Annotated in this window: 24 protein-coding genes; 10 read left to right on the top strand and 14 right to left on the bottom strand. The window is 70.7% G+C overall.

The genetic code is table 11. From position 1 onward, the window contains the following. Positions 1-6 precede the first annotated feature (6 nt). A complete protein-coding gene (locus tag MYF83_RS00195) occupies positions 7-1032 on the bottom strand; it encodes a GDP-mannose 4,6-dehydratase (RefSeq protein ID WP_248958049.1) in 1026 nt (341 codons plus the stop codon). 323 nt (positions 1033-1355) lie between these two features. On the opposite strand from MYF83_RS00195, the gene MYF83_RS00190 reads away from it, so the two are divergent. The 5 genes from MYF83_RS00190 to MYF83_RS00170 all read left to right on the top strand — a co-directional run bounded on the left by MYF83_RS00190 (position 1356) and on the right by MYF83_RS00170 (position 5699). Continuing rightward, entirely contained in the window at positions 1356-2648 is a 1293-nt protein-coding gene (locus MYF83_RS00190; protein ID WP_248958048.1) for a glycosyltransferase family 4 protein, read from the top strand. Between the two features lie 78 nt (positions 2649-2726). Further along, positions 2727-3440 (top strand): class I SAM-dependent methyltransferase, encoded by a 714-nt coding sequence (locus MYF83_RS00185; RefSeq protein ID WP_248958047.1) that lies wholly within the window; start codon positions 2727-2729, stop codon positions 3438-3440. A 68-nt stretch (positions 3441-3508) separates the two neighbouring features. Then, a complete protein-coding gene (locus MYF83_RS00180; protein ID WP_248958374.1) occupies positions 3509-4588 on the top strand; it encodes a prenyltransferase/squalene oxidase repeat-containing protein in 1080 nt (359 codons plus the stop codon). A 95-nt stretch (positions 4589-4683) separates the two neighbouring features. Next, positions 4684-5052 carry an ArsR/SmtB family transcription factor gene (locus tag MYF83_RS00175; RefSeq protein WP_248958046.1) on the top strand — a complete coding sequence of 123 codons (369 nt, stop codon included), beginning with the start codon at positions 4684-4686 and terminating at the stop codon, positions 5050-5052. Continuing rightward, complete coding sequence (locus MYF83_RS00170) at positions 5049-5699, top strand: SRPBCC family protein (RefSeq protein WP_248958045.1); 651 nt, start codon at positions 5049-5051, stop codon at positions 5697-5699. The genes MYF83_RS00175 and MYF83_RS00170 overlap by 4 nt, the downstream gene beginning before the upstream one ends. A 72-nt stretch (positions 5700-5771) precedes the next feature. Here MYF83_RS00170 and MYF83_RS00165 read toward each other — a convergent pair whose 3' ends face one another. Further along, positions 5772-6560 carry an SDR family NAD(P)-dependent oxidoreductase gene (locus tag MYF83_RS00165; RefSeq protein WP_248958044.1) on the bottom strand — a complete coding sequence of 263 codons (789 nt, stop codon included), beginning with the start codon at positions 6558-6560 and terminating at the stop codon, positions 5772-5774. 120 nt (positions 6561-6680) lie between these two features. Further along, positions 6681-7322, bottom strand: a complete 642-nt coding sequence (locus MYF83_RS00160) for a class I SAM-dependent methyltransferase (protein WP_248958043.1) — start codon at positions 7320-7322, stop codon at positions 6681-6683. A 174-nt stretch (positions 7323-7496) separates the two neighbouring features. On the opposite strand from MYF83_RS00160, the gene MYF83_RS00155 reads away from it, so the two are divergent. The 3 genes from MYF83_RS00155 to MYF83_RS00145 are packed head-to-tail and all read left to right on the top strand — an operon-like array spanning position 7497 to position 9295. Continuing rightward, positions 7497-7949 carry a pyridoxamine 5'-phosphate oxidase family protein gene (locus MYF83_RS00155; protein WP_248958042.1) on the top strand — a complete coding sequence of 151 codons (453 nt, stop codon included), beginning with the start codon at positions 7497-7499 and terminating at the stop codon, positions 7947-7949. A 40-nt stretch (positions 7950-7989) separates the two neighbouring features. Beyond that, positions 7990-8184, top strand: a complete 195-nt coding sequence (locus MYF83_RS00150; RefSeq protein ID WP_248958373.1) for a ferredoxin — start codon at positions 7990-7992, stop codon at positions 8182-8184. A gap of 25 nt (positions 8185-8209) precedes the next feature. Further along, on the top strand, positions 8210-9295 hold the full coding sequence (locus MYF83_RS00145) for a Zn-dependent alcohol dehydrogenase (protein ID WP_248958041.1): 1086 nt from the start codon (positions 8210-8212) through the stop codon (positions 9293-9295). A gap of 77 nt (positions 9296-9372) precedes the next feature. Here the strand turns inward: MYF83_RS00145 and MYF83_RS00140 are convergent, their stop codons facing one another. From MYF83_RS00140 to MYF83_RS00110, 7 genes are all read right to left on the bottom strand, one after another. Then, entirely contained in the window at positions 9373-10380 is a 1008-nt protein-coding gene (locus MYF83_RS00140) for a sugar phosphate isomerase/epimerase family protein (protein WP_248958040.1), read from the bottom strand. Between the two features lie 113 nt (positions 10381-10493). Then, entirely contained in the window at positions 10494-11678 is a 1185-nt protein-coding gene (locus MYF83_RS00135; protein WP_248958039.1) for a Gfo/Idh/MocA family protein, read from the bottom strand. Positions 11679-11694: 16 nt separating this feature from the next. Then, positions 11695-12753: an ABC transporter substrate-binding protein gene (locus MYF83_RS00130; RefSeq protein ID WP_248958038.1), complete on the bottom strand. Its 1059-nt coding sequence runs from the start codon at positions 12751-12753 to the stop codon at positions 11695-11697. A gap of 48 nt (positions 12754-12801) precedes the next feature. Further along, positions 12802-13926 (bottom strand): ABC transporter permease, encoded by a 1125-nt coding sequence (locus MYF83_RS00125; RefSeq protein ID WP_248958037.1) that lies wholly within the window; start codon positions 13924-13926, stop codon positions 12802-12804. Continuing rightward, a complete protein-coding gene (locus MYF83_RS00120) occupies positions 13923-15431 on the bottom strand; it encodes a sugar ABC transporter ATP-binding protein (RefSeq protein ID WP_248958036.1) in 1509 nt (502 codons plus the stop codon). Before MYF83_RS00120 ends, MYF83_RS00125 begins: the two co-directional genes overlap by 4 nt. Positions 15432-15548: 117 nt before the next feature. After that, on the bottom strand, positions 15549-16721 hold the full coding sequence (locus MYF83_RS00115) for an ROK family transcriptional regulator (protein ID WP_248958372.1): 1173 nt from the start codon (positions 16719-16721) through the stop codon (positions 15549-15551). 238 nt (positions 16722-16959) lie between these two features. Beyond that, complete coding sequence (locus MYF83_RS00110; RefSeq protein ID WP_248958035.1) at positions 16960-17856, bottom strand: SDR family oxidoreductase; 897 nt, start codon at positions 17854-17856, stop codon at positions 16960-16962. 220 nt (positions 17857-18076) lie between these two features. On the opposite strand from MYF83_RS00110, the gene MYF83_RS00105 reads away from it, so the two are divergent. Further along, positions 18077-19135 (top strand): NAD(P)H-dependent amine dehydrogenase family protein, encoded by a 1059-nt coding sequence (locus tag MYF83_RS00105; RefSeq protein WP_248958034.1) that lies wholly within the window; start codon positions 18077-18079, stop codon positions 19133-19135. Between the two features lie 117 nt (positions 19136-19252). Here MYF83_RS00105 and MYF83_RS00100 read toward each other — a convergent pair whose 3' ends face one another. The 4 genes from MYF83_RS00100 to MYF83_RS00085 all read right to left on the bottom strand — a co-directional run bounded on the left by MYF83_RS00100 (position 19253) and on the right by MYF83_RS00085 (position 23203). Then, a complete protein-coding gene (locus MYF83_RS00100) occupies positions 19253-19831 on the bottom strand; it encodes a DUF305 domain-containing protein (protein ID WP_248958033.1) in 579 nt (192 codons plus the stop codon). A gap of 178 nt (positions 19832-20009) precedes the next feature. Continuing rightward, positions 20010-21191 carry an MBL fold metallo-hydrolase gene (locus MYF83_RS00095; RefSeq protein WP_248958032.1) on the bottom strand — a complete coding sequence of 394 codons (1182 nt, stop codon included), beginning with the start codon at positions 21189-21191 and terminating at the stop codon, positions 20010-20012. A gap of 135 nt (positions 21192-21326) precedes the next feature. Beyond that, positions 21327-22628: an MFS transporter gene (locus tag MYF83_RS00090; RefSeq protein ID WP_248958031.1), complete on the bottom strand. Its 1302-nt coding sequence runs from the start codon at positions 22626-22628 to the stop codon at positions 21327-21329. Beyond that, positions 22625-23203 carry a winged helix-turn-helix domain-containing protein gene (locus MYF83_RS00085; protein WP_248958030.1) on the bottom strand — a complete coding sequence of 193 codons (579 nt, stop codon included), beginning with the start codon at positions 23201-23203 and terminating at the stop codon, positions 22625-22627. Before MYF83_RS00085 ends, MYF83_RS00090 begins: the two co-directional genes overlap by 4 nt. Before the next feature lie 416 nt (positions 23204-23619). On the opposite strand from MYF83_RS00085, the gene MYF83_RS00080 reads away from it, so the two are divergent. After that, positions 23620-26298, top strand: a complete 2679-nt coding sequence (locus MYF83_RS00080) for a glycoside hydrolase family 9 protein (RefSeq protein ID WP_308201378.1) — start codon at positions 23620-23622, stop codon at positions 26296-26298. Positions 26299-26350 lie beyond the last annotated feature (52 nt).

The following is a 26350-nucleotide window of genomic DNA, read 5'->3' as shown; positions in this document are numbered from 1 at the left end:
CAGGGCCTACGGCCAGGAGGAGTCCTGCTCGGGGTCGGCGCCTTCGGACAGGAGCTTGAGGTCGGACTCGACCATCATGGCGACGAGCTCCTCGAAGGCCACGGTGGGCTCCCAGCCGAGCTGGACGCGGGCCTTCTTCGGGTCGGCGCAGAGCAGGTCCACCTCGGCGGGCCGGTGCAGGGCCTGGTCGCCGACCACGTAGCTCTCCCAGTCGAGCTGCGCCGCCTCGAACGCCGCGATCACCAGCTCGCGGACCGACTGCGTGTGCCCGGTGCCGATGACATAGTCCTCGGGTGTCCCGGCCTGGAGCATCAGCCGCATGGCCTGGACGTAGTCGCCCGCGTACCCCCAGTCGCGACGGGCCTCGAGGTTGCCGAGCCGCAGCTCGGAGGCGAGGCCGAGCTTGATCCTCGCGACCCCCAGCGTCACCTTGCGGGTGACGAACTCGGCGCCGCGCCGGGGCGACTCGTGGTTGAACAGGATGCCGGAGACGGCGAACATCCCGTAGGACTCGCGGTAGTTCTGGGTGAGGAAGTGCCCGTAGGCCTTGGCCACGCCGTACGGCGAGCGGGGGTGGAACGGGGTCCGCTCGTTCTGCGGCGTCTCGCGCACCTGGCCGAACATCTCCGACGACGAGGCCTGGTAGAACCGGATCTGGCCCGAGCCGGCCGCCCGCGAGGAGGTGATCCCGGAGCAGACCCTGATCGCCTCGAGCATGCGCAGCACGCCCATGCCGGTCACCTCGGCCGTGAGCTCGGCCTGCTCCCAGGACATCGGCACGAAGGAGATGGCGCCCAGGTTGTAGACCTCGTCGGGCTGGACGCGTTCCACCGCGCTGATCAGCGAACCCTGGTCGAGGAGGTCGCCTCGTACGAGCTGGACGTCCTGGAGGAGCCGGCGGACGCGTGCGACCCGGGGGTTGGCCTGGCCGCGTACCAGGCCCCAGACGTCATATCCCTGGTCGAGCAGGTGCTCGGCGAGGTAGGAGCCGTCCTGCCCGGTGATGCCAGTGATCAGCGCACGCCTGGCCAACGGGTCCTCCTTGTTCTTCGGGCTCGGCAGCTTGTACGGCTTAGCCCGAACTTTGAGCTGTAAGACGCGAATGTACCGCCATGGGACCCGTCAAGCGCTATGGGGCGCTGAGGATCTTGCCCGCCATCCGGGTAGAACGCGTTCTACCGAGTGACGCTCGGTCGAGCTAACGTCGCAGCTCGCACGGTGTGAGGGTGATGTGAGGCACAATTCCAGATTGGATACGGGCCTACACCCAGATGGTAGGCTTCGCGGCTAAGATCGGCTTCGCGGTATATGCCGGTGTGGGCGACTGCCGAGCACCGCTCTCGAAAGGGGTGTCCGTGGAGGTTCCAGACGACGAGCGAGGCCAGGCAGGGGAATCCCCCGAGGGCAGGCTGCGGGTGGCCCTCCTGTCGTACCGGAGCAAGCCCACCTGCGGCGGCCAGGGCGTCTACCTGCGCCACCTCAGCCGCGAGCTGGTCGCACTCGGGCACTACGTCGAGGTCTTCTCCGGACCGCCCTACCCCGAGCTGGACGAGGGGGTCGTGCTCACCGAGGTGCCGAGCCTGGACCTCTACCGCGACGAGGACCCCTTCCGCACCCCCGGGCTCAGCGAGTACCGCGACTGGATCGACGTGCTCGAAGTCGCGACGATGTGGACGGCGGGCTTCCCCGAGCCGCTGACCTTCAGCCTGCGCGCGCTGCGCGAGCTGAAGAAGCGGCAGGGCGACTTCGACGTCGTGCAGGACAACCAGACGCTCGGCTACGGAGTGCTCGGCATCCAGAAGCTCTTCCCGGTCGTCGGCACCATCCACCACCCGATCAGCGTGGACCGGCGCATCGAGCTGAAGGCCGCGCCACTCCGCAAGCAGCTGTCGATGCGCCGCTGGTACGGATTCGTGCGCATGCAGAGCATCGTCGCGCCCCGCCTGAAGCCGATCCTCACGGTCAGCGAGTCCAGCCTCGCCGACATCCACCGCGACTTCAACGTGCCGCAGAGCAGCATGCGGCTCATCCCGCTCGGCGTCGACACCCGCTACTTCCACCCGCGCCCGCACCTGCCCAAGCGCAAGGGGTCGATCGTCGCCGTCGCGAGCGCCGACTCCCCCATGAAGGGCGTCGCCACCCTGCTGCGCGCGGTCGCCAAGCTCGCCACCGAGCGCGACGTCAACCTCACCGTGGTCAGCAAGCCCACGGCCGGTGGCCCGACCGAGAAGCTCGTCCAGGAGCTGGCCCTCGGTGACCGGGTGAAGTTCGTGCACGGCATCTCCGACGACGAGCTGGGCGAGCTGATCGCGACCTCCGAGATCTCGGTGGTCCCGTCGCTGTACGAGGGCTTCTCGCTGCCCGCCGTCGAGCACATGGCCTGCGGCACGCCGCTCGTCGCCAGCCGTACCGGAGCGCTCCCCGAGGTCGTCGGCGACGCCGCCGTCCAGGTCGCCCCCGGCGACCCCGAGGAGCTGGCCTCCGTCCTGCGCCGGCTGCACGACTCGCCGGAGGAGCGGGAGCGGGTGGGCCGGGCCGGATACGACCGCGTAATGGAGCGGTACACCTGGCACGTCGTCGCCAAGCGGACCGCCGAGGCGTACCGCGAGGCCATCGAGGCCCGCGCCAGGGCGAAGGCGGCCCGATGAGCCCCGGCGAAGGCGTGTGCCGGGCACGGACGAAGGCGGAGCGATGAGTGCCCGCGGCTGGCGAAAGGGGAGCGGCAAGTGCTGACCGTCGACTTCGGGAAGCTTCCGGTCGGGCCTGGGGTCCGCGTGCTGGACCTGGGCTGCGGCGGCGGCCGCCACGCGTTCGAGGTGCTGCGGCGCGGCGCCGACGTGGTGGCGTTCGACCAGGACGCGGCGGAGCTCGAGAGCGTGGCCAACATGTTCGCCGCCATGGACAAGGCGGGTGAGGTGCCGCCGGAGGCCACCGCCGAGACCGTGACCGGCGACGCGCTCGCCATGCCCTTCCCCGACGCGTCCTTCGACCGGGTGATCGCGGCGGAGGTGCTGGAGCACATCCCCGACGACATGGCGGCGATGCGCGAGATCCACCGGGTGCTCAAGCCGGGCGGCCAGGCGGCGATCACCGTGCCGAGCTTCCTGCCCGAGCGCATCTGCTGGGCGCTGTCCGAGGCCTACCACACGGCGCCCGGCGGGCACGTGCGCATCTACACGCTGGCGGAGCTGACCGCCAAGCTGAAGGCGACCGGCCTTTCGGTCGGCCCCCACCATCACGCCCACGGCCTGCACTCGCCGTACTGGTGGATCAAGTGCGCGGTCGGCGTGAACGACGACGACCACCCGCTGGCCAAGGCCTACCACGAGCTGCTCGTGTGGGACATCATGAAGCGCCCCCCGGCCACCCGCATCGCGGAAGCCCTGCTCAACCCTCTGATCGGGAAGAGCGTGGTGGTCTACGTCCGGAAACCCGCATGACCGAACCGGTCGCGACGGAGGCGAACGGGAAGTCCCCTGACCGCTCCTCCTCCACTCACCGGACCCCCATGCGTCGAGGCCGCGTCCCGGCCGTGCCGGGAATCATCACGGCGGAGCAGATCCTCGCGACCGCGCACAGCATCGCGGCCGTCCAGGAGCCCGACGGGGGCGTGCCGTGGCCGGAGGGACACGTCGACGCGTGGAACCACGTCGAGTGCCTGATGGCCATGTCGGCCGCCGGGCTCGGCGCTGAGGCCAGGAAGGGCTACGACTGGCTCGCGCGGCTCCAGCGGGACGACGGCTCCTGGCCGATGAAGATGGTGCGCGGCGCGGCCGCCGAGGCCAACGGGGAGAGCAACCACGCCGCGTACGTCGCCGTGGGAGTGCGGCACGAGCTGCTGATGACCGGTGACGAGGACTTCACCCGCGCCATGTGGCCGGTCGTCAGGAAGGCGCTGGACTTCGTTGTCGACCTGCAGACCGCGCGCGGCGAGATCGTCTGGGAGCGCTCGGCGGCCGGCGAGCCCGCCGAGTACGCCCTGCTGACCGGCTGCTCGTCGGTCTACCAGGGGCTCCGCTGCGGGGTCCTGCTCGGCGAGCACCTGGGCGAGCCGCAACCGGACTGGGAGCTGGCCGCCGACCGGCTCGGTCACGTGCTGGCCGCGCACCCTGAGGCCTTCGCCGACAAGAGCCGCTTCTCGATGGACTGGTACTACCCCGTCCTCGGCGGCGCGGTGCGCGGGCCGGACGCGCGCCTGCGGCTGGAGGAGGAGTGGGACACCTTCGTCGTCCCCGGGCTCGGCATCCGCTGCGTGTCGGACCAGCCGTGGGTGACCGGCGCGGAGTCCTGCGAGCTGGCGCTCGCCCTCGACGCGATCGGGGACCGCGAGCGCGCCCTGACGGTCTACCGCGACATGCAGCACCTGCGCCACGCGGACGGCTCCTACTGGACCGGATGGCAGTTCGCCAACCAGGCGTGGTTCCCGAACGAGCAGTCGGCGTACACCGCCGCCGCCGTCATCCTCGCCGCCGACGCCCTCTCGGGCGCCACCCCGGCGTCCGCCCTCTTCCGCGACGCAGGCCGCTCCACCGTCCCGGTGATCGACCCCGACGCCTGCGGCTGCTCCCCCGCCTCCAGCCGTACGTAGCCGCGGCCGCGCGGCACCGGCATCCGGTCCGCCGACAACCGCGAGAACCTTCTAAAGGGTTGACTTATATAAGCTGGCATTGATACAAATTTCTCGTGCACGCGTTCGATGTACTAGGCGATCCGGTCCGCCGGAGGATCCTGGAACTGCTCGCGGACGGGGAGAAGACCTCCGGCGCGGTGTCCGCGATCATCCAGGAGGAGTTCGGCATCTCCCAGCCCGCCGTGTCGCAGCATCTGCGGGTGCTGCGCGACGGCGGTTTCGCGACGGTGCGCCCCGAGGGCACCCGGCGTCTCTACGCGGTGAACCTGGACCCGCTGCGCGACATCGACGCATGGCTCGACCGCTTCCGGCGCTTCTGGACTCCGCATCTGGACGCGCTGGCGACAGAGCTGGCCCGCGGCAAGCGCGAACGCCGGCTCCGCGACCCAGGCGAAGAACCCAACCAGAGGGAAACTCCATGATCGACGTTACTCAGCAGATCAACGCCGTACGGCGGCAGGTCGGCTCGCGCACGCTCGAAGCGGGCGAGGCGCGCAGCGTGACCATCAGCCAGACCTACGACACCACCGTCGAGGACCTGTGGGACGCCTGCACCGACGCCGAGCGCATCGCCCGGTGGTTCCTGCCCATCTCCGGCGACCTGCGCCTGCACGGCCGCTACCAGTTCGAGGGCAACGCCGGCGGCGTCGTCGAGCGCTGCGACCCGCCGAAGAGCTTCGCCGCCACCTGGGAGTTCGGCGGGGACACCAGCTGGATCGAGGTCCGGCTGTCCCCCGAGCCGGACGGCCGGGCGCGGTTCGAACTGGAGCACACGGCCATCGTTGGCGCCCACTGGGGGGAGTTCGGCCCCGGCGCGGTGGGCATCGGCTGGGAGATGGGGCTCATGGGCCTCGCCCTCCACCTGTCGAGCGGTCAGGCCGTCGACCTCGAGGCGGGCGCCGCCTGGGCCGCCTCCGACGAGGGCAGGCTGTTCATGACGCTGAGCGGCGAGCGGTGGGGCGACGCGGACGCGGCGGCCGGCACGGACGAGGCCGTGGCGCGCGCCGCGGCGGAGCGCACCATCGCCGCCTATACCGCCGCTCCTCCCGCCGAGCCGGACGAGTCCTGACCCCCTCCACCGCGTGCCACCGGCGGGCCGGCGGACGGGGCCTCCCACGCCCCACCGCCTGCCGCCGGCGGGTCAGCCCGGGAAGATGCCGCCGGTGGCGTTGACGAAGGTCCCGGTAATGGCGCCGGCGTCTTCGGAGGCGAGGAACGCGGCGGTGCCGGCGATCTGGGAGAGCGTCGGCGAGCGGCGCAGCATGCGCATCTGGTCCAGCTGAGCCAGCAGGCCCTGGAAAGCCGCTTCGTCGAGGGCGAGACCGGGGTTGACCGCGGCGAGCTTCTCGCGGGACAAGGTCTCGGGGAGGCCCGCCGTCCAGATGCCCACGACGCGGACGCCGCGCGGCCCCATCTCGATGGCCAGGTTGCGCACGAGGGTGTCCATGGTGGCGTCGGCCGGCCCGGTGCCGCCCATCATCGGGCTCGCCTGCGCCGAGCCGCTGTTCAGCGTCAAGATGACGCCCGACCCCTGCGCTGCCATGTGCCGGGCCGCGGTCCGGGCGGTGACGAAGTTCGTGGTGAGCCCGGTGACGACCGGGCGCAGGAAGTCCGCGGTGGTCATGTCGGTGAGCGGCGTGCCCTGCACGTCGCCCCGCGTGACCAGGTTGATGGAGACGTCCAGGCTGCCGGCCTGGTCGGCCACGGCCTGGGCGTGGGCTTCGACGGCCTTCTCGTCCAGGGCGTCGACCACGGCCACCTCGGCCCGCCCGCCCGCGGCGGTGATCTCGCCGGCGACCTTCTCCAGGCTCTCGGGGGTCCGGCCGGTCAGGAAGACCCGCGCGCCCCTGCGGGCGAAGGTCCTCGCGACCGCGCCGCCGATCGACCCACCGGCTCCGTAAATGATGGCGTTCTTGTTCTCGAGCGACATGAGGTTTCCCGTTCTTCCGTTCGCGGTGCGGCGCCTCGTGTCGCCGGCACGTCACGAGGCTCACTCATAAGACGCACCGCGCCGGAGAACTCATCGTTCCCCCGGCGTCTCACCGCCGCGCTAGAGGGCGGCGACGCGCTCCAGGACCCGCAGGGAACCCTCGGTCGCGACCTCCTTGAAGTCCCCCGAGGCCAGGGCGCGCCGGAAGACGTTGAACGGGGCCTGTCCTCCCTTGGCGGGGTCGGGATAGATGTCGTGGAAGACCAGGGCCCCGCCCACCATGACGTGCGGCGCCCATCCCTCGTAGTCCTTGGTGACGGGCCCCTCGGAGTGGCCCCCGTCGATGAAGAGCATCGCCAGGGGCGTGTGCCAGTAACGCGCCACCGTCTCGGACCGTCCTACGATCGCGATGACGTGGTCCTCCAGTCCCGCGGAGGCGATGGCGGCGCGGAAGAACGGCAGGGAGTCCATCTTGCCGAAGCGCGGGTCCATCAGGGTGGGGTCGTGGTGGGCCCAGCCGGGCTGGATCTCCTCCGAGCCGCGGTGGTGGTCAACGGTGAAGACGACGGAATCGACCTCCCGGGCCGCGGCGCCGAGGTAGATCGCCGACTTGCCACAGTAGGTACCTATCTCGCAGATGGGGCCGAGAGGTCCGTACACGCACGCGGTGTCGAACAGGGCTTTGCCTTCGTCCGACGGCATGAACCCCTTCGCGCGCTCAGCCGCGTGACGCAGGTCCGCCGGCAAGGACACGTGATTCATGATTTTTCCCTTGTGTACGGCAATGCTGGTGCACCCTATCTATCAACGCCGCTCACCTGTGAACCGTGCCCCGGTTCCGTGATCCATGCGGCCCGAACAATATTCCGTACGGCCCTTGCCCCACCTGGTGGAACGTGTTCTACTTTGCGGGTGAACCAGCGTGCTCGCATAGTGATGTCCGACGACGAGGTGGCCGCGTTCCTGCGGGAGTCCCGCAAGCTCCAGCTGGGCACGATCAACCCCGACGGGACACCGCACATGGTGACGATGTTCTACGGGCTCGTCGAGGGCCGCCTGGCCTTCTGGACGTACGGCAAGGCCCAGAAGACGCGGAACATCGACCGGGACCCCAGGGTGACGTGCCTCATCGAGGCCGGCGACGACTACTCCGAGCTGCGGGGCATCCTGCTGTACGGCACCGCGCGCCTGATCGACGAGCCGAAGGCCGTCCTCGACATCGGCCTGGAGATCACCAAGCGGATGACGGGCCTCGCCGACGCGGACGTGACGCCGGAAGTGCGCGGGTACGTCGAGCACACGGGCCGCAAGCGCGTCGCCTACATCGTCGAGCCGACACGGGTGGTTTCGTGGGACCACCGCAAGCTCTCGACCCCCGCTTCGGCCTAGGCTCGGAACAGGCCGTACATCAGGGAGAAGGGCTTCGATGATGAAGATAAAGGTCGACTACGACGTCTGCGAGGCCAACGCGGTCTGCATGGGCCTGGCGCCCGAGGTCTTCGACGTGGACGACGACGACAACCTGCATGTCCTGCTGCCCGAGCCCCCGCCGGAGATGCTCGACCGCGTGCGCCACGCGGTCCGATCCTGCCCCAAAGCCGCCCTCTCCCTCGAAGAGGAGTAGGCGCCGTTCAAGGAGGTCCCCCCCTATGCGCGCCGCCCTGCTGCACGCCGTCGGCGATGACAAGCTCGACATCCGCGACGACTTCACCCTCACCCCCGTGGGGCCGACGGACGTCCGCGTGAAGATCAAGGCGACCGGTGTCTGCCACTCGGACCTTTCGGTGCTGTCGGGCGTGCTCCCCATGCCCCTGCCGGTGATCCCCGGGCACGAGGGCGCGGGCGAGGTCGTGGAGGTCGGCGACCACGTCACCACCGTCAAGCCCGGCGACCACGTCATCCTCAACTGGACGCCGGCCTGCGGCACCTGCCCGAACTGCATCGTCGGCCAGCCGTTCCTCTGCATGACCTACGTCATGGAGAGCTTCACGCTGGCGCGGTTCCGCTACGGCGGCGAGACGCCGGCGTTCGGCATGGCGGGCTGCGGCACGTGGGCCGAGGAGATCGTGGTCCCCTGGCAGGGCGCGATCAAGGTCGACCCCGAGGTGCCGTACGAGGTCGCGGCGCTGATCGGCTGTGGCATCACCACCGGCGTCGGCGCGGCGATCAACACGGCGAAGGTCAGGCCCGGCTCGACCGTGGCCGTGATCGGGTGCGGCGGCGTGGGCCTGTCGGTCATCCAGGGGGCCCGGGTGTCCGGCGCGACGACCATCCTGGCGGTCGACCCGCTGGAGTCCAAACACGCCCTGGCCAAGAAGGTCGGCGCGACCGACGCCTGCACCCCCGACCAGCTGATGGAGGTCATCGGCTCGCTGACGGGCGGCCAGGGGTTCGACTACGGCTTCGAGGTGGTCGGCAAGTCGGCGTCCATCATGTCCGCCTGGCGGGCCACCCGCCGGGGCGGCGACGTCATCGTGGTCGGCGCGGGCGCCATGGACGACATCGTCCCGCTGTCGGCCTTCAGCCTGCTGTTCGAGGGCAAGAACCTGCTCAGCTCGCTGTACGGGGGCAGTGACGTGCGCCGGGACTTCCCGTTCTTCGCCAACCTCTGGAAGGCCGGCAAGCTCGACCTGGAGAGCATGATCAGCTCCCGGATCAAGCTCGCCGACCTCAACGACGCCGTCGCGGCCCTGCGGTCCGGCGAGGTCCTGCGCCAGATCGTCGTCTTCGACTGACCCGAAGGCCCCGAGATCGGCGACCCCTTCCTACGGAGACGGCGTCTTCGCAGGAAGGGGTCCGCGGGAGGCTCGCGTCATTCGGAGGAGAAGGCGGCGTCGAAGGAGGCCTTCGGAGGGGTGATGGCGTTGAGGGCCTTGACGAAGGTCAGGGCCTCGGGGGCGCCGGCGAGGCGGTCCATGCCGGCGTCCTCCCACTCGATCGAGATGGGGCCGTCGTAGCCGATGGAGTTGAGCGCGCGGAAGCAGTCCTCCCAGGGCACGTCCCCCCTGCCGGTGGAGACGAAGTCCCAGCCCCGGCGCAGGTCGGCCCAGGGCAGGTGGGAGGACAGCCGTCCCCGCCGTCCGTCGGCGGCGCGGACCTTCGCGTCCTTGCAGTCCACGTGGTAAACGCGGTCGGCGAAGTCGAGGATGAAGTTCACCGGGTCGACCTGCTGCCACACCATGTGCGAGGGATCCCAGTTGAGGCCGAAGGCCGGGCGGTGCCCGATGGCCTCCAGGGTGCGCACGGTGGTGTGGTAGTCGTAGGCGATCTCGCTCGGGTGCACCTCGTGGGCGAAGCGCACGCCCACCTCGTCGAAGACGTCCAAGATCGGGTTCCACCGGTCGGCGAAGTCCTGGTAGCCCGCGTCGATCATGGACGGCGGGACGGGCGGGAACATCGCGACGGTGTGCCAGATGGACGAGCCGGTGAACCCGACCACCGTGCCGACGCCGAGCTTGGCGGCCGCGCGGGCGGTGTCCTTCATCTCCTCCGCCGCCCGCCGGCGCACCTCCTCGGGGTCTCCCGAGCCCCAGATGCGGGCGGGAAGGATCCCCCTGTGGCGCTCGTCGATCGGGCTGTCGCAGACGGCCTGCCCGACGAGGTGGTTGGAGATGGTCCACACCTTCAGGCCGTGCTTGTCGAGCACTTCCAGCTTGCGGGGGATGTAGGACTCGTCCGACAGCGCCTTGTCGACCTCGAAGTGATCACCCCAGCAGGCGATCTCCAGGCCGTCGTACCCCCACTCGCCGGCCAGGCGGCACACCTCCTCGAAGGGCAGGTCCGCCCACTGGCCGGTGAACAAGGTGATCGGTCGCGTCATTCCGTTCTCCTTCTATGCGTGCAGGAGTTCTGTGCGTGCGGGCGCTCGCGGGTCCGCTCGCCAGGGCGGCCGGCGGGGCCCCCGACCAGGATCCGCCCGCGGGGGGCATCGGGCTAGGGGATGGGGGTCCACCGGCTGTCACCGGCGGCGCTCTCCTCGACGGCGGCGAGCACCCGCTGGACCCGCAGCCCGTCGGCGAACGACGGGGCCGGGTCGGTGCCCGTGCCGATCGCCTCGAGGAAGTCCTTCACCTCGTGGGTGAACGTGTGCTCGTACCCGAGCCCGTGCCCGGGCGGCCACCAGGCCCCGGCGTACGGGTGGCCCGGCTCGGTGACGAGGATGCGCCGGAACCCGGCCTCCTCGGCCGGAAGGGTGTGGTCGTGGAACCACAGCTCGTTCATCGACTCGAAGTCGAAGGCCAGGCTCCCGAGCGAACCGTTGATCTCGATGCGCATGGCGTTCTTGCGTCCGGCGGCGAAGCGGGTCGCCTCGAAGGAGGCCAGGGCCCCGCCGGAGAGCCGGCCGATGAACAGGGCGGCGTCGTCGACGGTGACGGTCCCCGTGGGACCGGCGTCACCGGCGGCGCCCGCGGCGAGCCCCGCCGACTCCTCGGCCTGCGGACGCCGCTTGACGAACGTCTCGGTGATGGCCGACACGCCGGTCAGCGTCTGCCCGGTGACGAACTGGGCGGTGTCCACGATGTGCGAGCCGATGTCGCCGAGCGCGCCCGACCCCGCCTTGTCCTTCTGCAACCGCCACACCAGGGGGAACTCGGGATCCACGATCCAGTCCTGGAGGTACTGGGCGCGGACGTGCCGCAGCTCCCCCAGGCGTCCCTCGGCGACGAACCGCCGCGCGAGCGCGACCGCCGGGACCCGCCGGTAGTTGAACGCCACCATGCTCCGCACGCCGCGCGCCGAGGCCCGCTCCGCCGCCGCGACCATGGCCTCCGCCTCGGCGACGGTGTTGGCCAGCGGCTTCTCGCACAGCACGTGCTTGCCCGCCTCCAGCGCGGCGATGGCGATCTCGGCGTGCGAGTCACCGGGCGTGCAGATGTCGACGATGGCGACGTCGTCCCGCTCGATGAGGTCCTTCCAGTCGTTCTCGACCGCGGCCCAGCCGAGGGCCGCGGCCGCGGCGGCCGTACGGTCCCTGCTCCGGCCGGACAGCGCCGCCATGACCGGCGTGACCGGCAGGTCGAAGAACGCGCCGACGCTGCGCCACGCCTGGGAGTGCACGCGCCCCATGAACGCGTACCCGACCATGCCGACCCCGAGTGCGGCCCTGGTGTCACTCACGAAACAACCCCCGATTCTAGGATTCGAAGCCGAGCGGCAGATACTTCTGCGCGTTCTCCTTGGTGATGGTCTCGGACGCCAGCGTGATCGACTGCGGCACCTGCTGCTCGACCAGGTCGCTGAGCCCCTTGCCCTGGGCGATCAGGCGGGCGAGCTTGATCGCGGAGGAGGCCATGGTCGGGCTGTAGGTCACGGTGGCCTTCAGCACGCCGCTGTCGGCCGCGATGTCGCGCATGGCGTTGGCCGACCCGGCGCCGCCGACCATGAAGAACTCACTGCGGCCGGCCTCCTTGACGGCGGCGAGCACGCCGATGCCCTGGTCGTCGTCGTGGTTCCAGATGGCGTCGATCTTCTTGTGCGCCTGGAGCAGGTTGCTGGCCACCTGCGTGCCCGACTCGACGGTGAACTTGGCGTCCTGCTTGGCGGTGACGGTGAAGCCGTAGGTCTTCAGGGCGTCGGCGAAGCCCTTGCTGCGGTCCTGGGTCAGCGGCAGCGTCGCGATGCCCTGGATCTCCAGGATCACCGGGTTGGAGACGCCCTTGTCCTTCAGGGTCTTGCCGATGTAGGAGCCGGCGGCCACGCCCATGCCGTAGTTGTCCCCGCCGACCCACGTCCGGTACGACAGCTTGTCGGGGAAGACCCGGTCGAGGTTGATGACCGGGATGCCGGCGTCCATCGCCTTGCGGGCGACCTGGTTGAGCTGCTCGCCGTCGTTGGGCAGGATCACCAGGGCGTTGACCTTGGCCGCGATCAGCGACTCGACGGCCGAGATCTGCTGGTTGATGTCGTTGGTCGGCTCGACCGGCTTGAACTCGACATCGGAGTACTGCTTGGCCTGGGCTTCGGCGTTCTTGGCGATGGCCGCGATCCAGCCGTGGTCGGCGGCGGGGGCGGAGAAGCCGATGACGACCTTCGTGCCCGGCTTGTCGTTGTCGGTGCCGGCCGTGGCCGCCTGCGGGGCGGCGGAGCTGGGGGACGCCGCGGGCTCGTTGCCGGTACAGGCGCTGACGAGGGCCCCGGCTCCGACGACGGCTCCGCTGACGAGGAACCCTCGTCGGGCGACGCGCTTGTCCATGGTGAGTATCTCCTTCTGTTCGGGGGGTTGCGGTCCGGCCGGCGAGCCCTAGGTGCGGGTTTCCAGGCTTCGCCGCTGCAGGAGCACCGCGATCACGATGATCAGGCCCTTGGCGATGAGCTGATCGCTGGTGTTGAGGCCGTTGAGGATGAACAGGTTGGTGATGACCGTGAAGATCAGCAGCCCGAGGATCGAGCCGATGATGGTTCCCCGGCCACCGGTGAGAAGGGTTCCCCCGATGATCACCGCGGCGATCGCGTCGAGCTCGTACAGATCGCCGTGGGTGCTGGAGCCCGTGGTCGTACGGGCCATGATGATTACCGCGGCGATGCCGCAGCACAGGCCGGAGAGCGCGTACAGCATCATCGTGTGACGCCGCACGTTGATTCCGGCGAGCCTGGCGGCCTCCGGGTTGCCGCCCACCGCGTAGGTGCGCCGCCCGAAGGTCGTGCGGTTGAGCACGAGCCATCCGACGGCGACCACCAGCGCGAAGATGTAGATCAGCAGCGGCAGCCCGAGCACCCGGGTGGTCGACAGGTCCACGATGGCGCTGTTGTCGGCTTGGACGAGCTGGGTCTTGCGGTCGGACATGCGCTGCGCGAGGCCGCGCGCCGCCACCAGCATGGCGAGGGTCGCGATGAACGGCACCATCCGCCCGTAGGAGATCAGGAAGCCGTTGACCAGCCCGGCGCCCGTGCCGACCAGGATCGCGCAGACGGCCATCACGACCGGCCCGTACGACTGGGTGGCGAGCGTCGTCGCCCAGACCGAGGCGAGGGCCATGATCGCGCCGACCGACAGGTCGATGCCACCGCCGATGATGACGAAGGTCATGCCGACCGTGATGACCCCGATCGTCGAGGCCAGCGCGAGGATGCTCACGAAGTTGGAGGAGGTGGCGAAGCTCTCCGGGGTGGTCACCAGGCCCACCACCGCCAGCAGGGCCAGCGCCACGACCAGGCCGAGGTGGCGCGCCTGCCCCACCCTGCTCAGCACACTGGGACCCGCCGGGCGGGCCGCTCGCGCCTGCCGCTCGACGCGGGCCCGCTCGTCGGCCGGCGGTGTTCCGCCCTGCGGAGTACCGCCCGGGGCGGGGACGTCCATCGGGGTGTCGCCGCCCGCAGCGCGTGCGTCCGCCGGGGTGCCGCCGTCCGAGGCGCGTGCGTCCGTCACAACGCGCTCCCTTCCATGATCATGTCTAGGACTCGTGGTTCGTCGAGATCGCGCGCGTCCGACTCGTGGATGACCTTGCCCTCGCGAAGGACGAGGACCCGGTCGGCCAGGCCGAGCACCTCGGGGACCTCGCTGGACACCAGCAGCACGCCCACGCCCTGGTCCGCGAGCCGCCGGATCACGGCGTACAGCTCGGCCCTCGCGCCCACGTCGACGCCCCGGGTCGGCTCGTCGAGGAGCAGCAGCTTGCGGTCCTCGACGAGCCACCGGGCGAACACGGCCTTCTGCTGGTTGCCCCCCGAGAGGGTCCTGACCGGGCGGCGCGGGTCCGCGGGGCGGATGTCGAGCGTCTCGACCAGGCGCGTGGCCGCGGCGTTCTCGCCCTTGCGGTCCATCCAGCCGAACCGGGCGTACCTGCCGAGGCCGGCGATCGTGATGTTGCGCGCGACGCTCTCGTCCATCAGCAGGGCCTGCGACTTGCGCTCCTCGGGCGCCAGCCCCATGCCCCGCCGTACGGCGCTGGAGGTGCTGCCGGGGCGCACCGGTTCGCCGGCGAGCACCACCCGGCCCGAGGCCGGCTTGCGGGCGCCGTAGACGGTCTCGACGATCTCCGACCGGCCTGAGCCGACCAGCCCGGCGAGGCCGACGATCTCGCCCTCCCTGACGGTGAGCGAGACGTCCGCGAAGCGTCCGGGCAGCGTCAGGCCCTCGACCCTCAGCACCTCAGGACGGTTGTCGTGCGATCCGGGCTCCGGGCGCGGCGGGAAGACGTACTCCACGTCCCTGCCGGTCATCAGCGACACGACCGTGGAGGTGGGCGTCTCACGGGCCGCGAGCCCGACGGCGGCGGTCCTGCCGTCCTTGAGGACCGTGACCCGGTCGCCGATCTCACGGATCTCCTCCAGCCGGTGGGAGATGTAGACGACGGCCACTCCCTGCGCGGTCAGCTCCCGGATGATCCGGAACAGGTTGCCCACCTCGTCGTGCGCGAGGGCCGCCGACGGCTCGTCCATGACGATCAGCCGCGCGTCGTGGGACAGGGCCCGCGCCATGCTGACGATCTGCTTTCCGGCCGCGGGAAGCCGTCCGACCTCGATCGTCGGACGCATCTCGCCGTGCCCGAGGCGGCCGAGCAACTCGGCGGCGGCCCTGTTCATCTGCCCCCTGCGGGTGAAGCCGAGGGCCGCGTGCTCGTGGCCGAGGAAGATGTTCTCGGCGACCGAGAGCCCGTCGACCAGGTCGAGCTCCTGGTAGATGGTCGAGATGCCGGCCCTGATGGCCGCGATGGGCCCGGCGAACCGGACCGGCTCGCCGCCGAACGTCACGGTGCCCTCGTCCGGCTGGTGGGCCCCGGCCAGGATCTTGATCAGTGTGGACTTGCCCGCGCCGTTCTGCCCGAGCAGGCAGTGCACCTCACCTGCGCGGACGTCCAGATCGACGCCGTCCAAGGCGCGGACGCCGGGGAACTGCTTCACGATCCCTCGCATGACGAGCAGGTCGCTCACGGGGCCTCCGGGGAGTGCGGGTGCGGTACGGGGGAACGGCCGGCGGGGGGCCGCCGGACGGCGGATCACGGACGTGCGGCCAGGGGACGCGGACGGGGAGGTTAGGCGGACGGGGGACTAGGAAGCGGTGAAGACGTGGTCGCTGATGAGCCGGGTGCCCCCGATGACCCCGGCGGTGTCGCCGAGCTCCGAGAGCACGATGGGCAGGTTCCCGGTGGCCAGCGGCAGAGACCTGCGGTAGACGACGCTCCTGATCTCGGCGAGCAGTACGTGCCCCAGGCGGGCCACCCCTCCCGCGATGATCACCAGGCCGGGGTTGAAGAAGCTGACGAGGCCGGCGAGCACCTGTCCCGCCTGGCGCCCGCCGTCCCGGATGAGCTGGATCGCGGCCGGGTCCCCGAGGATCGCGGCGGCGGCCACGTCCTCGGCGGACAGCTTCCCGCCCGAGGCCAGCCGCTCCGCCAGGTACGGCGACCGCGGAGCGATCCTGACCGCCTCCCTGGCGAGCGCCGCGCCGCCGAAGTACGCCTCCAGGCAGCCGGTGTTGCCGCACGTGCAGGTCGGCCCCTGATCGTCGACCCGCATGTGCCCGATGTCCCCGGCGCTTCCCGACACGCCCCGGTAGATCTTGCCGTCGACGACGATGCCGCAGCCGATGCCCGTGCCGATCTTGATGAGCAGGAAGTCGTCGACCTGCCTCGCCAGGCCGGCGTGCAGCTCCCCCAGAGCCATGAGGTTCACGTCGTTGTCGACCATGGCGGGGCAGCCGAGCTCCTGGCTGACGGCCTCCTTGACCGGGTAGCGGTCCCAGCCGGGCATGATCGGCGGCGCGACCGGCACGCCCTCGCGGAAGCTCACCGGGCCGGGCACGCCGATGCCCGCGCCGTGGAGCTGGGTGAACAGTCCCTCCTCGCGCAGCTTGCCGAGGAGCTCCATCGCCCGGCCCAGCACCGCGACCGGGCCCTCGCGGACGTCGCACGGCTCGCTGAGGTGGCCCAGGATCTCCAGCTCGCCGTCGGTGACCGCGACGTCCACCGAGGTGGCGCCTATGTCGATGGCGGCGAACCTCATGTGGGGCGACAGCCGGACCATGCCCGACCGCCTGCCGCCGCGCGAGGCCGCCAGCCCGGCCGGCTCGACCATGCCCATCTCGATGAGACGGTCCAGCTCGAGGTTGAGCTTGGAGCGGGAGAGCTCGACGACGTCCCCGAGCTCCGCGCGCGACCGGCCGCCGTCGCGCAGCAGGCGCAGCAGGGTCGCCTGATGAACGTTGTCGGGCCGTACGGGCATGCGTTTCACAGCGCCTCCGGTGCGGAGTGGTGTGACGCCGAAGCTAGTTCACTTCCGCCGCGCCGGGAAGGCCTTTTTGATGACAATTCATAACTTTCGCCGTTATCAACGAAAGCGAGTGACCCAGGTCACCGCCACGAGAAAGCCGCGCCGTCACAGGAGGTTCGCCCGTGACGGCGCGGCCGCGGCAAGAGGCGCGCGTCTCTGAACGAGACGGGCGCGATGAGAGGGCGGGCCTCTAGAACATGGCCTTCATGGAAGCGCCGGCCTGCTCGCCCAGCGTCGTCGGCCGGAGGTAGGGCTCCTCGGCGAGGATGGCCTCCCAGTTGTCGCGGATCGCCTCGATCGTCAGATCGTCCGTCCGCCACCCCGGGCCCTCGGCCACGAAGACGCGGGCCACGCGGCCGGCGCCCACGCTGAACACCTCACCCGTGGTCTCGCAGCTCTCGTGCGCGAGGAACGCCACCACCGGGCTCACCCGGTCGGGGGTGAACTTCTGCTCGAACTCGGCGGGAAGCAGCGCCTCGGTCATCCGCGTCCAGGCGATCGGCGCGATCGCGTTGGCCTTGATCCCGGCGCGCGCCCCCTCGATGGCGAGGGTCTTGGTCAGGCCGACCAGCCCCATCTTCGCCGTGGAGTAGTTCGCCTGGCCGAAGTTGCCGAACAGGCCGGCGGGCGAGGAGGTGTTGACGATACGGCCGTACCCCTGTTCCTTCATGTGCGGGAACGCCGCCCGGCTGACCAGGAACGACCCGCGGACGTGCACGGCCAGCACGGCGTCGAACTCCTCCACCGTCATCTTGCCGAACGACTTGTCGCGCAGGATGCCGGCGTTGTTGACGACGATGTCCACCCGGCCGAACGCGTCCCGGGCGGCCTGGACGATCGCCTCGGCGCCCTCGGGGGTCGCCACGTTGCCGGCGTTGGAGATCGCCTCGCCGCCGTTCTTGACGATCAGCTCGACGACCTCGGCCGCGGGCCCCGTGGACGCTCCGGTGCCGTCGAGCGCGCCGCCGAGGTCGTTGACGACGACCCTCGCACCGCGTTCGGCGAACAGGAGCGCGTGCGACCGGCCGAGGCCGTGTCCGGCGCCGGTGACGACCGCGACCTTCCCGTCGAACCTGAGTTCGGACATGTCGCCCAACCCTTCCAGGAGAACAAGATTCTAGTGAGCCGAGAATATCGCGCGACGCGCTCACGCCCCAGACCCGCCCGGCAACACGCCGGAGCAAGTAGCGGATAGTGATCAGATGAGGCAGATTCTGCTATAGTTTCTGCCCTGCATGGGCGAGGGTCAGCGTCGACCCCTATCTCCGCACGGCCCCGTCCGAGACCCCCCGGGCTGGAGGCCGCGCATGCCCGCACAGCCGCCCATCCGCGTGATCCAGTGGGCCACGGGTGCCGTTGGCAGCTATGCGCTTCGCAGCATCATCACCCGGCCCGAGTTCGAACTGGCCGGCGTGCTCGTGTACGACCCGGACAAGGTCGGGCTGGACGCCGGGCCCCTGGTCGGGCTGCCCGAGACCGGCGTGCTCTGCGCCGACGACGTCGACCGCGTCCTGGCCACCGAAGCCGACTGCGTCCTGCACATGCCGCTGCCCGCCGCCTACTTCGGCGGAGACTACAGCGCCGACCTGCAGACGGTGTGCGCGCTCCTCGCCTCTGGCAAGAACGTCATCACCACCACCGGCTTCGTCTACCCGCAGGTGTACGGGGCGGGCGTCGTCGAGCCCCTGGAGGAGGCCTGCCGGGCGGGAGGCACCTCGGTGTACGGCACCGGCATCAACCCGGGGTTCATGAGCGACCTGCTGCCACTGGCCCTGACCGGGCTGTCGACACGGCTCGACCACATCTACGTGCGCGAGTCCTCCGACTACCTCGGGCACCCCTCGCGGCAGATAGTCATGGACCTGATCGGGTTCGGCCGCGCCCCCAAGGACTACGGCATGGCCGTGCGCCCCTTCCGGTCCGTGCAGCGAGCGCTCTTCTCCGAGAGCGTCCAACTCGTCGCCTGCGCGCTCGGCGTCAAGCTGGACGAGGTGGAGGAGACCGACGAGTACGAACTGGCCACCGAGGAGTTCGAGATCATGGCGGGGGTCGTCCGGCCGGGCACCGTCTGCGCCTCACGGTGGATCTTCTCCGGGCTCATCCGGGGGCGGCCGTTCATGACGGTGGAATGCGTGTACAAGGCCGACGCCGCCAAGGTCCGCCGGTGGCCCGAGCCGGGCTTCGCCATCCACATCGAGGGCCGCCCCCAGCTCATGCTGAAGGTCGACGAGGTGTCCCACGGGCTGGCGGGCGCCGCCGCGCACGCGGTCAACGCCATCGCCTCGGTCTGCGCGGCCCCCCCGGGCATCCGCACCCTCCTGGACCTCCCCCTGACCACCGGCCGAGGCACCACCCGCCTCGCCTGACCAGCCCCTGTGTTCCCCTGAACCCCGCGGCACAGCTCGACACCGCTAACACGGCTCGTCGGATTCTGCCCGCCGCCAGATCCCAAAGCCCTACCCGGTCACCCTTGACGATTCAGGTCACGACAGGTGCTTGATGAGTTCCGCGAGTTGGGACTTTTGCTCTGCGGCGATCTTCCGGGCGAGTTCGACGGTCGCGCGGTCCTTGCCCTCGTCGCGGGCCTTCTCGGCGAGGCGTACGCCGTAGTCGGTGTGCCGGGCGAGCGTGGTGAGCCAGAGGCGGTCGAACTCAGGGCCGGACCTGCCCTTGAGCAGCAGGAGCTGGGCCGGGGACAGCATCCCGGCCATCTGGTGCACAGGCGGATTGTCCGCGTCCGGCACCGCGAACTCCCATGCCTTCAGCGAGCCCGCCATCACGTCGATCTGGGCGGTCTCCTCGGTGATGATCTTCTCGGCCAGGCTCTTCACGAACGCGTCCTTGCTCCGTTCCGGGACGAGCCGCGCCATCGTGATCGACTGCCGGTAGTGCAGGATCATCTCCCGCGAGAACAGCACGTCGGTCAGGTTGTACGGGAGGTCGTAGGTGGCCGCGACCGAGACGGCGCGATCCGGCGCCGAGGCGCAACCGGTGAGCCCCACCAGCGCCAGCGCCAGCGCCGCGACGAGGGCGGCCGCCGGAATGTTCAACGATCTGCCCATCGGCACTCCACCTTGCCCTGACACGACGTCCACGCCGGCTCGGCACGGGCACGGCGGGCCCGCGCCCCGTTCGTACCGAGATACGAACGTCTGGCCGGTGGCGTTCACCTTGATTACCACCGGCTAGCCGGTCAGGCAGAGCCCGGTCATCGCCGGCGGCCAGGGGTATGGGGCAGGGTCAGTGTGCTTGGTCGCCCTTCGGGTACCAGAGGTCCGGCTCGCCGGGCTCGCCCGGGACTCGGCGGGCGCGGCCCCGCGCCTCGAGGTACACCAGGTGGGCGAGGGTCTCGTTCGTGGCCGCCCTGCGCATGAACGGCAGGATGGTGTCCCACGGCCGTGACCACGTGAGGTGCGTGGTGATGTCCCAGCAGGCGGCTCCCTCGCCGCTCGCCACGGCCGCCTCGATCTCCGCGAGCCTCTGGTGGTGGTGGGCCGTCATGTAGTCCACCCGCTCCGCGAGCTCCAGGAAGCGGAACTCGTGCGCGGGCAGCACCTCGTCCACGTCCAGATCCCTGACCTTGGCCAGGGCGTCGAGGAAGTCGGCGAGCGGGTCCGGACCCGACTGCGGATGGACGGCCACGGTCGGCGTGATCCTGGGGAGCACGTGGTCTCCGGTGAACAGCACGCGCCTCGATGGCGAGACGAAGCACAGGTGTCCCGGAGAGTGGCCGGGGGTCCAGATGGCCCGCACGTCCTCCCATCCGGGCAGGTCGAGCGTGGTGCCGTCCTCGATCAGCCGGTCCGGCCCGGCCATCGTCACGTGGTGCCGGATCATCATCGAGGCCCCGGCCAGCTCGTCCAAGCTGAGCGGTGGCACGCCACTGCTCGCCAGCATGGCCCGCTCGCGCTCGACCAGCGCGTTGATCCTCGACTCGTCGTAGCGTTCGTGCAGCAGCCCGGCATCGGCCGGGTGCAGGCCGATCCACGCGCCCGACGCCTCGCGCACCCGTCCCGCGAGGCCGTAGTGGTCGGGGTGGATGTGGGTCACCAGCACCGCGCGTACGTCGGTCATCGCGAACCCGGCCACGGCCAGCCCGCCGTCGAGGGCGGCGTACGCCTCCTCGGTGTTCCAGCCCGCGTCGATGATCGCGACCCCGTCGGACAGCTCGAGGGCGTACACCAGGACATACCTGAGCGGGTTGATCGGGATCGGCACCGGGATCGACCACAGCCCAGGACGTACCTGCTCCACCGGCGGCACCGCGCCGCCCATCCAGGCTTCTCGCTGCTCCTCGTTGGCGGGAGTGACCCGCCTCCCCGGCTCGGCCGCCGCATCTCGTGGTCCCTGGACGGCCGACCCAGCCGCCTGGACGGCCGACCCCGTGCCCTCTACGGCCGGTCCTGCCCCCTGCTCGCTCATCCCCGCGCTCCCTTCGGCCTTCGACGCCACGGCCTTCGACGCCACGATTCTGCCCCGACTACCGAACCTTGTTCTACGCGGGGGTGCGTCGCGGCTTGTACAGGCGGGTGGTCAGCGCCTTCGCTCCCGCTTCCGCTACGGCTCGATCCTGGCCGGCGGGAGCCGCACGTACAGCACGGCCGAGAGCAGCAGCACGCCGGCCGCCACCCACCAGGCGGCGGCCGTACCGGCTCGGGACGCCAGCAGCCCGAGGCCGAGCGCACTGGCCACGCCGCCCAGCTGGAGCTGCAGCGAATCCACCGACATCAGCGTGGCGCGCCGCGAAGAACCGACCCGCCGGTGCATCATCTCCACGCGCATGATCTCGGCCACGGAGACGGCCGCGAACATCACCACGTAGGCGGCGCAGGCCGCCACGACACCCAGTGGCCCGAAAAGCACCACCGAGGCCGCGAGGGACGCGAACGCGACGGCACCGACCATCGTGCCGGCGACCGCCGCCGCGATCGGCCCGCGCAGCAGCCGGGCTACCCGGGGAGCCATCCAGGACCCTAGGCCGCTCGCCCCGAACCCGGCCGCCGCGACGACGGCGTACACCGAGCTGCCGGACTCGGCCGTGCCGGTCAGCGAGGCGAGCCGGCCCGGCGTCAGCATCTCGATGGCGCTGAGCCCCATCCCGATGGTGAAGGCGACGAACAGCAGGCGGCGGAGCCCGAGGTGCCGGAGGCCCAGCTGCAGCCCCGAGCCGACGGTCACCGGCACGTCCCGCAGGACCGACCTGATCGAGGGGCGCGGCCGGGGCGGCTCGGGCATCGCGACGAGCACGACGGCGAAGAGCACGGCCGCGGCCACCGCGGCGGCGATCATCGGAGCGGCAAGGCCGCCGGGAACGACCAGCGGCATGAATCCGCCGGCGAGCGTGGCCAGGCAGAGGGCCCCCGAGCCCATGGCCTCTCCTCTTGCCAGGCCGGGCTTGAGGTCGGCCTCGGGACCCTCGACGGCGTGCAGCGTGTCGACGTACCACGCCTGCGCGGGCCCGCTGGACAGCGCCCGGGCGATGCCTTTGAGCACCGAGACCAGGACGAACACCCAGAATGAGCCGGCCACGGCCAGCAGGCTCAGCGCCACGACGCTGACCAGTGCCGAGGCGGCGAGCACCGTGCGCCGGCCGGCGACGTCGGCGAGGCCACCGGTGGGAAGCTCCAGGATCACGACGACGACCGCGTAGACGGCCGTCACGACGCCCACCTCGGCGAGATCGAGGCCACGAGAGGTCATCAGCAAGACCATCGACGCCATCATGAGGCCGGGCGGGAACCAGGTCAGGAAACTGACCAGCGCGTAGCGCCGCAGCGCCGCGCGAGGAGAGAGCCCCGGGAAACCACCCGGGGAGGCATCGACGCGGTTGGACGGCCCGGACGGGCGGGCGGCGCTCACCGGCCGTATCCCTTGGTCGGGAAGGCCGCGAGGTGGATCGACACCCGCTCGGCCTGCGGGCTCGCCGCGTCGGCGGCCTCCATCTCGTGGATCATGGCCGAGATGCGTTCGTACAGGAGCGTGACGGACGCGGGCGTGAGGCGGGCGATGTCGTCGGACATTCCGGCGGCCTCGATCCATTCCGGGCCCCAGGACTCGCGGTCGCGCTCGAACGCCTCGCGGTCGGAGAGCAGGACCTCGATCTGCCGGTTCCGCATGAACCCTGCCGCCTCCCGGCCTTCAGGGGTGTCGCCGATCTCCAGCTCGTTCCAGGAGGTGTAGCGGTGGACCGACCGCCACCGCCGCTCCCGCGCGTCGCGCTGCTCGGGGTCCTCCTCGACGAAGCCGTATCGCGCGAGCTGCCGCAGGTGGTAGCTGGTCGAGCCGGAACTCTCGCCGAACTTCGCGGCCAGTTCGGTGGCCGTGGCGGGCCCGTCGAGACGGAGCGCGCCGAGCAGCCGCACTCGGAGCGGGTGGGCCACGGCCTTCAGCACCCGGGAGTCGCTTACGTGGTAGACGCCAGACGGTTCGCTCATAATGCAAACATAACTTTGCAAAGTCTCATTTGCAAAGTCCTGTTTGCAGATTCCCACACCTCCCGCCCGATCACCGAGCCCGTCACCAAGCCCGCCGCGCCCCGGCACGCCCTCGACGCCCCCGACGCACGCACCCCCGGCCGCACCCCCGCCGCGAGCCCCGAACGATGAAAGTTTCATGGCGGAGAGGGAACCCGGGACCGCCAGGGACGAGGCGTGAGGCGAGCGCCGCGGGTAATCGGCACACCTAGGCGACGGGCGCGGGGCACCGCGAGGGCTCGCGACCGTCGCGGTGCGAGGCACCGGTCCATTGACGGCCCTCACATGCGTTGGAACCATGCGTGAACCGTCGCTCTGGGAGCGCTCCCACATCTGCTCCCGCAGGCGCTCCGATCTTTGACACCTGGGGAAACCGCGTGATCAGACCATCCCGACAATGGGCGGCCTCACTGGCCCTCACCGCGGCGGCCACGCTGGCCGCGTCCGCCCTGTCCGCTCCGGCCGCGCGCGCGTCCGGCACCAATACGACACCCGCCTCCGGCGCGAATACGACATCCGCCTCCGGCACGAATACCGCACCCGCCACCGCCCGGGCCGCCACCTCGGCCGCCGACCCGGAGGGCCCCGAGCAGATCGTCAACGGGACCTTCGACAGCGGCAGCGACCCCTGGTGGCACACCGACGGCATCACCTTCGGCACCAGCGGCGGGCGGCTCTGCGCCGACATCCCCGGCGGCACTGTGAACCCGTGGGACGCCATCATCGGCCAGAACGACATCCCCCTGGTCAAGGGCGAGACCTACGCGTTCAGCCTCTACGGCTCCGCCGACCCGGCCAAGGTCGGCCGGGTGCTGGTCCAGCTGCCCGTCGACCCGTACACGGCGTACCTGACCGCCAACCCCGAGCTCACCCCGGACGGCGCCACCTACTCCTACGCCTTCACCTCGCCCGTCGACCTGACCAACGGGCAGGTGGTGTTCCAGCTCGGCGGCAGCGCCACCCCGTGGCGGCTCTGCGTGGACGACGTCAGCCTCAAGGGCGGCGCCGAGCCCGACGTGTACAAGCCCGACACCGGACCGCGCGTCCGCGTCAACCAGGTCGCCTATCTGCCCAAGGGCCCGAAGAACGCCACCGTGGTGACCGAGGCGACCGACGCGCTGCCCTGGGAGCTGAAGGACGCCGCCGGCAAGGTCGTCGCCTCCGGCCGGACCACGCCGCGCGGCGTGGACGACAGCTCGGGACAGAACGTCCACTCCATCGACTTCGGCTCCTATAGCAAGGCGGGCGCCGGCTACACGCTGTCGGCGGACGGCGAGACCAGCCGCCCGTTCGACATCGGCGCCGCCGCCTACGAGACGCTCCGCTCGGACGCGCTGAAGTTCTACTACCCGCAGCGCAGCGGCATCGAGATCCTCGACACGCTGCGTCCCGGCTACGCCCGGCCCGCCGGCCACGTCGGGGTCGCGCCGAACCAGGGCGACACGAACGTGCCCTGCCAGCCGGGGGTCTGCGAGTACTCCCTGGACGTCTCCGGCGGCTGGTACGACGCGGGCGACCACGGCAAGTACGTCGTCAACGGCGGCATCTCGGTCGCCCAGCTCATGAGCGAGTTCGAGCGCACCAAGAACGCCGCGACGGCCAGGCCGATGGGCGACGGCGCGCTCGCGCTGCCCGAGAGCGGAAACGGCGTCCCCGACATCCTGGACGAGGCGCGCTGGGAGCAGGAGTTCCTGCTGAAGATGCAGGTGCCCGACGGCAAGCCGTACGCGGGGATGGCCCACCACAAGATCCACGACGAGAACTGGACCGGCCTTCCGCTGCTCCCGCACCTGGACGCGCAGAAGCGCATGCTGCACCCGGTGACCACGGCCGCGACGCTCAACCTGGCCGCCACCGCCGCCCAGGCCGCCCGGCTGTTCGCCCCGTACGACCCGGCGTTCGCGGCGAAGAACCTGACCGCCGCCCGCAAGGCGTGGGCCGCGGCCAAGGCCGACCCGAACAGGCTCGCCTCCCCCTCCGACGGCACCGGCGGCGGGACCTACGACGACGCCGACGTCAGCGACGAGTTCTACTGGGCCGCCGCCGAGCTCTACATCACCACCGGTGAGAAGGAGTTCAAGGACTTCGTGCTGGCCTCGCCGCAGCACACCGCCGACATCTGGGGGCCGCGCGGCTTCGACTGGGGCCACGTGGCCCAGCTCGGCCGCCTGGACCTCGCGACCGTGCCGAACGCCCTGCCCGGCCGTGACCAGGTGCGGCGGTCCGTCGTCGAGGGGGCCGAGAAGTACCTCGCCACGCTCGCCGCGCACCCGTACGGGGTGCCGTACAACCCGCCGGCCTACGACTGGGGCTCCAACAACCTGGTGCTGAACAACATGGTGGTCATGGCCGCCGCCTACGACCTCACCGGCATCCGCAAGTACCGGGACGGCGTGCTGCAGGGCCTCGACTACATCTTCGGCCGCAACGCGCTGAACCAGTCGTACGTCACCGGCTACGGCGAGGTCGCCTCCCACAACCAGCACAGCCGCTGGTACTCCCACCAGCTCGACACCTCCCTGCCGAACCCGCCCAAGGGCACCCTGGCGGGCGGCCCGAACTCCGGCGTCCAGGACCCGGTCGCGCAGGAGAAGCTGCAGGGCTGCAAGCCGCAGTTCTGCTACATCGACGACATCAACTCCTGGGCCACCAACGAGCTGACGATCAACTGGAACTCGCCGCTGGCGTGGGTCTCGGCGTTCGTGGCCGACCAGGGCGACGGCACCGTCAAGGCGCCCGGGAAGTGCCACGTCACGTACGCGACGCACGCGCAGTGGCCCGACGGGTTCACCACCCAGGTCACCGTGAAGAACACGGGCGCCACGACGATCGACGGCTGGTCCCTGAAGTGGGCGTTCCTCGGCGGCCAGAAGGCCGGCCAGGCCTGGAACGCCGCCCTCACCCAGAGCGGCGCGACGGTCACCGCGAAGAACCTGGGCTACAACGCCAAGATCAAGCCGGGGCAGTCGATCACGTTCGGCTTCACCGGCAAGAGCGCCCCGGGCGCCAATCCGGCCCCCGAGCTGTTCACCCTCAACGGCGCCGCCTGCGCCTGATCTCCACTCACCACGACGGCCGGCGGGCCGCCGCCTCCCACGGTGGCGGCCC

Origin of the sequence: Sphaerisporangium perillae, assembly GCF_023276435.1 — a bacterium.
Taxonomy (GTDB): domain Bacteria; phylum Actinomycetota; class Actinomycetes; order Streptosporangiales; family Streptosporangiaceae; genus Sphaerisporangium; species Sphaerisporangium perillae.
Note: the sequence above shows the minus strand (reverse complement) of the source record. Positions and strands in the feature narration are given on the sequence as shown.

Coding starts and splice junctions, on each gene's coding strand:
- MYF83_RS00180 (WP_248958374.1), top strand. CDS start 3,509: ATGCGTCGAGGCCGCGTCCCGGCCGTGCCGGGAATCATCACGGCGGAG.
- MYF83_RS00170 (WP_248958045.1), top strand. CDS start 5,049: ATGATCGACGTTACTCAGCAGATCAACGCCGTACGGCGGCAGGTCGGC.
- MYF83_RS00165 (WP_248958044.1), bottom strand. CDS start 6,560: ATGTCGCTCGAGAACAAGAACGCCATCATTTACGGAGCCGGTGGGTCG.
- MYF83_RS00160 (WP_248958043.1), bottom strand. CDS start 7,322: ATGAATCACGTGTCCTTGCCGGCGGACCTGCGTCACGCGGCTGAGCGC.
- MYF83_RS00155 (WP_248958042.1), top strand. CDS start 7,497: ATGTCCGACGACGAGGTGGCCGCGTTCCTGCGGGAGTCCCGCAAGCTC.
- MYF83_RS00150 (WP_248958373.1), top strand. CDS start 7,990: ATGAAGATAAAGGTCGACTACGACGTCTGCGAGGCCAACGCGGTCTGC.
- MYF83_RS00145 (WP_248958041.1), top strand. CDS start 8,210: ATGCGCGCCGCCCTGCTGCACGCCGTCGGCGATGACAAGCTCGACATC.
- MYF83_RS00140 (WP_248958040.1), bottom strand. CDS start 10,380: ATGACGCGACCGATCACCTTGTTCACCGGCCAGTGGGCGGACCTGCCC.
- MYF83_RS00130 (WP_248958038.1), bottom strand. CDS start 12,753: ATGGACAAGCGCGTCGCCCGACGAGGGTTCCTCGTCAGCGGAGCCGTC.
- MYF83_RS00115 (WP_248958372.1), bottom strand. CDS start 16,721: ATGCCCGTACGGCCCGACAACGTTCATCAGGCGACCCTGCTGCGCCTG.
- MYF83_RS00110 (WP_248958035.1), bottom strand. CDS start 17,856: ATGTCCGAACTCAGGTTCGACGGGAAGGTCGCGGTCGTCACCGGCGCC.
- MYF83_RS00105 (WP_248958034.1), top strand. CDS start 18,077: ATGCCCGCACAGCCGCCCATCCGCGTGATCCAGTGGGCCACGGGTGCC.
- MYF83_RS00100 (WP_248958033.1), bottom strand. CDS start 19,831: ATGGGCAGATCGTTGAACATTCCGGCGGCCGCCCTCGTCGCGGCGCTG.
- MYF83_RS00095 (WP_248958032.1), bottom strand. CDS start 21,191: ATGAGCGAGCAGGGGGCAGGACCGGCCGTAGAGGGCACGGGGTCGGCC.
- MYF83_RS00085 (WP_248958030.1), bottom strand. CDS start 23,203: ATGAGCGAACCGTCTGGCGTCTACCACGTAAGCGACTCCCGGGTGCTG.